Origin of the sequence: Pseudomonas sp. GM78 (assembly GCF_000282475.1) — a bacterium.
Lineage (GTDB): Bacteria > Pseudomonadota > Gammaproteobacteria > Pseudomonadales > Pseudomonadaceae > Aquipseudomonas.
In genome coordinates this window covers 1-4,351 of record NZ_AKJF01000185.1, presented here as the reverse complement: position 1 = coordinate 4,351, position 4,351 = coordinate 1, and the positions used below count along the sequence as shown (strand labels likewise).

The window sequence follows — 4,351 nt, the reverse complement described above, 5'->3', positions numbered from 1 at the left end:
TCGTTGACGACCATCGCGAGCATGCTCGCTCCTACAGTAAGAGCGAAACCCTAAGTGGCCGTTACCGCAGGAATGGATATACACCCAATCCAAATATGCACCGTACATGCCACTCGTCTATTCGACCGCACGCTAGCCCCCTGACACCTTCAAACCTGTACGACCCGGAAATCCCGGGACAAGGTTATGAGGTGAAGTATGTCCAGCGAGTCAATCATCCAGGACAACAGGCAAGACCCGGACAAGACGCTCCCCGCGTCGGACGATCCGGGCAAATACGATCCCCTGATCCAGCCCGACCTCGAAGATGAAGAGGGCGCGCAGGATTGGAATGAGCCCGACAGGAAACTTCCCGAGGCCGATGAGCAAACACCCTTGTCCGACGACAGGCGATAGGGGAGCGCGTCCGATGACAACCTTCACGCCCTTGGGCTCGCCTTCGGCGCCTGCGAATGCCGACGCCGATGGCCGGTACCGCGAACTCTACGATTTGCTCTACAGCAACGGCCCGCAAGCACGAGCGCGGGCCGAACAGTTCCTACGCGAGCAACTGACCGTGGCCGCCGAACTCCCCTGTGACCTTCCCGAAGCGCCAGAACTACTGTCGTCATGGACGCAACAGCATTGCGCCGCTGTGGCGCGCGATTACGCCCACTACCTCGAAGAGCGCAAGCAAGGTGGGCCACGTCGGTACTTCTCGAACAAGGCCCACGCGCTGTTTTTCCTGCAGCGGGTGGCACCGACCAAGGAAGTCGACGGCGCGTGGCTGGCCGGTGTGCTCGAGCATTGGCAGGACCTGCGATACAACGGGTTGCTGAACACCTATCTGGAAGAGTTGGGCAGAGGCGACCCCCGGCACAATCACGTGGTGATCTACCGCAAGCTGCTGGCCGAGCACGACTGTGGCGACAGGCAGGGACTGCTCGACGAACACTTTCGCCAGGGCGCGATTCAACTGGCCTTGGGGCAGTGCAGCGAGATGTTCATGCCGGAGGTGATTGGCTACAACCTCGGCTACGAGCAACTGCCGCTGCACCTGCTGATCAGCGCCTATGAGCTGCGTGAACTGGGGATCGATCCGTACTATTTCACCCTGCACGTGACCATCGACAACGTCAGCAGCGGACACGGGCGCAAGGCGATCGAAGCGCTGCTCGAGCTGATACCCATGGAGCAGGGGCGGGATGAATTCTATCGACGTGTCGCCATCGGCTATCGACTCAATGACCTGGGATCAGGCTCGACGGCGGTGATAGCAGGCTTCGATCTGCAGCAGGAAGTCGTCGCCATGCTCGAGCGCAAACGCCGCTTCGGCCAGCACATGCATTCCGATTACTGCCAGGTCGAAGGCAAGACCGTCAATCAGTGGCTGGCGACCCCTGGCCATATCGAAAATTTTCTCGGCGCGCTGCAACGCAAGTGCTGGATCAAACGGCACTGCCCACCCGGGGAGAGCCGCTTCTGGCAATTGATCGAGGGCGATCAGGCAGCCATGTTCGGTGTGTTCAGTGGCTTTGAGAAACAACTGCTGCACGACTGGATTGCCGGTGACTGGCAGGCACCGCAGCGGCGGCCAGCGATACGCCGCGCGCCATTCGACGATGCCCGGGCCGATGAAATCGGGGCAGACGACTCCGAGCTCAAGGCATTGCAAGAATCACTGGAGGACCAGTCACCGCGACAGCAATTGCGAATGCTGATCCCGTGGCTCTCGGCACAGCGCCATTGTCGTCCCGCCGGACTCTTCGCCACCCGGCGCTTTATCGAATGCGTGGCCCATCTGCGCTGAATTCTGGAGTCATGCATGTCAGTACAACAGATCACTGATTGGACGTTGCTTGAGCTGGGCCGGCGCCTGGTTGCCGAGGGCTACCGTTTCATCACGCCCACGCCCTTGACCCATGAGCGGGTGTGCCAGCGCTTTACTCCACCCTTGGCCAAGGACTTGCGCGATGTGTTCGGTTGGTCGATGCCCTTCGAAAACACGCTATTTTCACAGGAAGAACTGGCTGATCTGCAGCAGGCGCACATCGTCGAAAAGGAGGGTTCGCTGTGGCGTAGCACGGTGCGATGGTCGAGCCTTGGGCACTTGCTGATTGCCCATTCGGCGTACCCGACCACGCAGCCCGATTCGGTGTTTTTCGGGCCCGACAGCTATCGCTTTGCCCAGCTGATCGACGCTTATCTGCAGCAATGCTCCGAGCCTGTGCGACGGGTGGTGGACATTGGCTGCGGGGCCGGCATCGGAGCATTGGTTGTCGCGTGTGTCCGACCGGAGGCCGAGGTGCTGGCGGTGGATATCAATCCAAGGGCATTGCGGTTGACGGCGGTGAATGCAGAGCTGGCCGACACCGGCAATGTCAGCGTTTATCACAGCGACGTGCTGGGCAGCGTCGAAGGGCAGTTCGACTTGATCATTGCCAATCCGCCCTACATGAACGACAGCCAGCAGCGTGCCTATCGCCATGGCGGTGGCGCACTCGGGGAAGCCTTGTCGCTGCGCATCGTCCGCGAATCGCTGCCGCGCCTGGAAAAGGCCGGCAGCCTGCTGCTGTACACCGGGGTGGCGATGGTGGACGGGGCGGATCCTTTTCTCGAGGCCATCCAGCCACTGCTGGGTGACGACAGGTTCAGCTGGACCTATCGGGAGCTGGACCCCGATGTGTTCGGCGAGGAGCTGCTCAAGCCCGGGTATGAACGGGTGGAGCGCATTGCCGTGGTGGCGTTGACCGTGACCCGGCGGCATTAATGCAACGCCGGTTCAATTACCGTCTGCCACTTTGCGTTCTATCTCGGCAACTTTTCGCCTGAGGTCCTCGGCTTCCTCCTCCGTGGTTTCTGGGGGAGAGGGTTCAAGCGTCTCATCTTCCTCGGTGGTCGGGGTGTCGGCTGGGGTGATGCGGTCATCGTTGTTCATGGTGCTTGCCTCCAGTGTCTTCACGTTGGATCGGGGCCTGGGCTGTGAGTTCGAGATTTATCGACCAATACCCCAGGGCTAGCCTTTGGACCAAAACTCGCTCACCGCGCCGTGGGCACCTTGCACGGGGTCCTGGTCCGGAAACGGCAGGGCGTCGATGCTCTGCTGTTGCGCGGCACTCGGCGCTTCACGGCACATGTCGGCGTGCTGGCCAGGCGGATAGGCGCCGACCACCAGAAAGTCATCGCTCGAATCCAGGTTGCAATGACCGGTGCCGGCGGGCAACAGCAGCACATCCCCGGCACGCACTTGCAGCACATGACCATCGGGGCCGCCCAGCATCAAGCGCGCATGCCCGCTGGCCACCCCAAGCACTTCGTGGCCTTCGGTGTGGTAGTGGTGATAGTCATAAACCCCATAGCGCCAATGCGGCGGCCAGCCGTTGGCCCTGAAGGTTTGCTCGAACAGGGCTGCCGGATCGTCGCCCCGAATAGCGATGGCCCCGGGATAGAACAGCACCGGCAGGCGAGAGTTGTTCGGCACCCAGCCATTGCGTTCCAACATCAATTTTTTCACGGGAGCACCCGCTTGCGATCTGGTCATCAGAGATCTCCGCCGTTACTCCATCGATTTGAATGCAATCTTCTGAAGCGTCTATTGAACAGAGACATTGCCTGGGCACGGGCGGTTCTAAAAATCGCCACTTACAACGCCCGACCATCGATCAGGTGCCATGGATGGAAAAGGAACCGCTGCGTCCACACCACGCCCTTAGTAATAAGCAGTGGTAGAGGCAAATGGACGTGAACGATCGGGCGATTTTCACAGGGTGTGCAGGCTGGAGCCTGGGCAGGGAGTATTCGGCCGCCTTTACCGCTGAAGGTACCCACTTGCAGCGCTATGCGGCGCGGCTGAACTGCGTCGAGATCAACAGCTCGTTTTATCGCCCGCATCGTCAGCAAACCTACCAGCACTGGGCAGACTGCGTGCCGCCCGGTTTTCGTTTCAGCGTCAAGGTGCCCAAGCTGATCACCCACGTGCAGCGCCTGCAAGCCTGTGATCAGGCGCTTGATGAGTTTTTGCTGCAATGTTCCGGCTTGGGTGAGCGCCTGGGCTGCCTGCTGGTGCAGTTGCCGCCATCGCTGGCGTTTGTCGAGGCGGTTGCCGAGGGGTTTTTCATCAGCCTCAGGCGGCGTTTCCCCGGGCTTGTGGTGCTCGAGCCCCGGCATGAATCCTGGACAGGGGCCGAGGCGCTGCTGATGCAGTATCAGATTGCGCAGGCCGCGGTGGATCCATCGCGAATCAGCACCGACCTGACGCCACGGGGATGGCCGGGGTTGAAATACTGGCGACTGCATGGGTCGCCACGCATCTACTACAGCCCCTATGACCTGCAGCGGCTGCAACGGCTGGCGGCCGAGTTGCAGGCCGCCA

Annotated in this window: 6 protein-coding genes; 4 read left to right on the top strand and 2 right to left on the bottom strand. The window is 60.9% G+C overall.

What is annotated here, in order from left to right; all coding sequences use genetic code 11:
* Nucleotides 1-198 precede the first annotated feature (198 nt).
* From PMI35_RS06030 to PMI35_RS06040, 3 genes are read left to right on the top strand one after another with little or no spacing between them, the layout of a single operon-like run.
* Nucleotides 199-396, top strand: coding sequence for a hypothetical protein (locus PMI35_RS06030; protein WP_008064309.1), 198 nt, complete (start codon nucleotides 199-201; stop codon nucleotides 394-396).
* Between the two features lie 13 nt (nucleotides 397-409).
* Complete coding sequence (locus PMI35_RS06035; RefSeq protein ID WP_008064307.1) at nucleotides 410-1,789, top strand: iron-containing redox enzyme family protein; 1,380 nt, start codon at nucleotides 410-412, stop codon at nucleotides 1,787-1,789.
* A 15-nt stretch (nucleotides 1,790-1,804) separates the two neighbouring features.
* Nucleotides 1,805-2,749, top strand: a complete 945-nt coding sequence (locus PMI35_RS06040; RefSeq protein WP_008064300.1) for a methyltransferase — start codon at nucleotides 1,805-1,807, stop codon at nucleotides 2,747-2,749.
* 12 nt (nucleotides 2,750-2,761) lie between these two features.
* Here the strand turns inward: PMI35_RS06040 and PMI35_RS35015 are convergent, their stop codons facing one another.
* The gene (locus tag PMI35_RS35015; protein WP_008064299.1) at nucleotides 2,762-2,917 is read right to left on the bottom strand and encodes a hypothetical protein; all 156 of its coding nucleotides are present in this window, start codon (nucleotides 2,915-2,917) and stop codon (nucleotides 2,762-2,764) included.
* 78 nt (nucleotides 2,918-2,995) lie between these two features.
* A complete protein-coding gene (locus tag PMI35_RS06045; RefSeq protein ID WP_008064298.1) occupies nucleotides 2,996-3,520 on the bottom strand; it encodes a hypothetical protein in 525 nt (174 codons plus the stop codon).
* Between the two features lie 194 nt (nucleotides 3,521-3,714).
* Between PMI35_RS06045 and PMI35_RS06050 the strand changes: the two genes are divergently transcribed.
* On the top strand, nucleotides 3,715-4,351 hold a 637-nt coding region (locus PMI35_RS06050), incomplete at its 3' end, for a DUF72 domain-containing protein (RefSeq protein ID WP_032831992.1).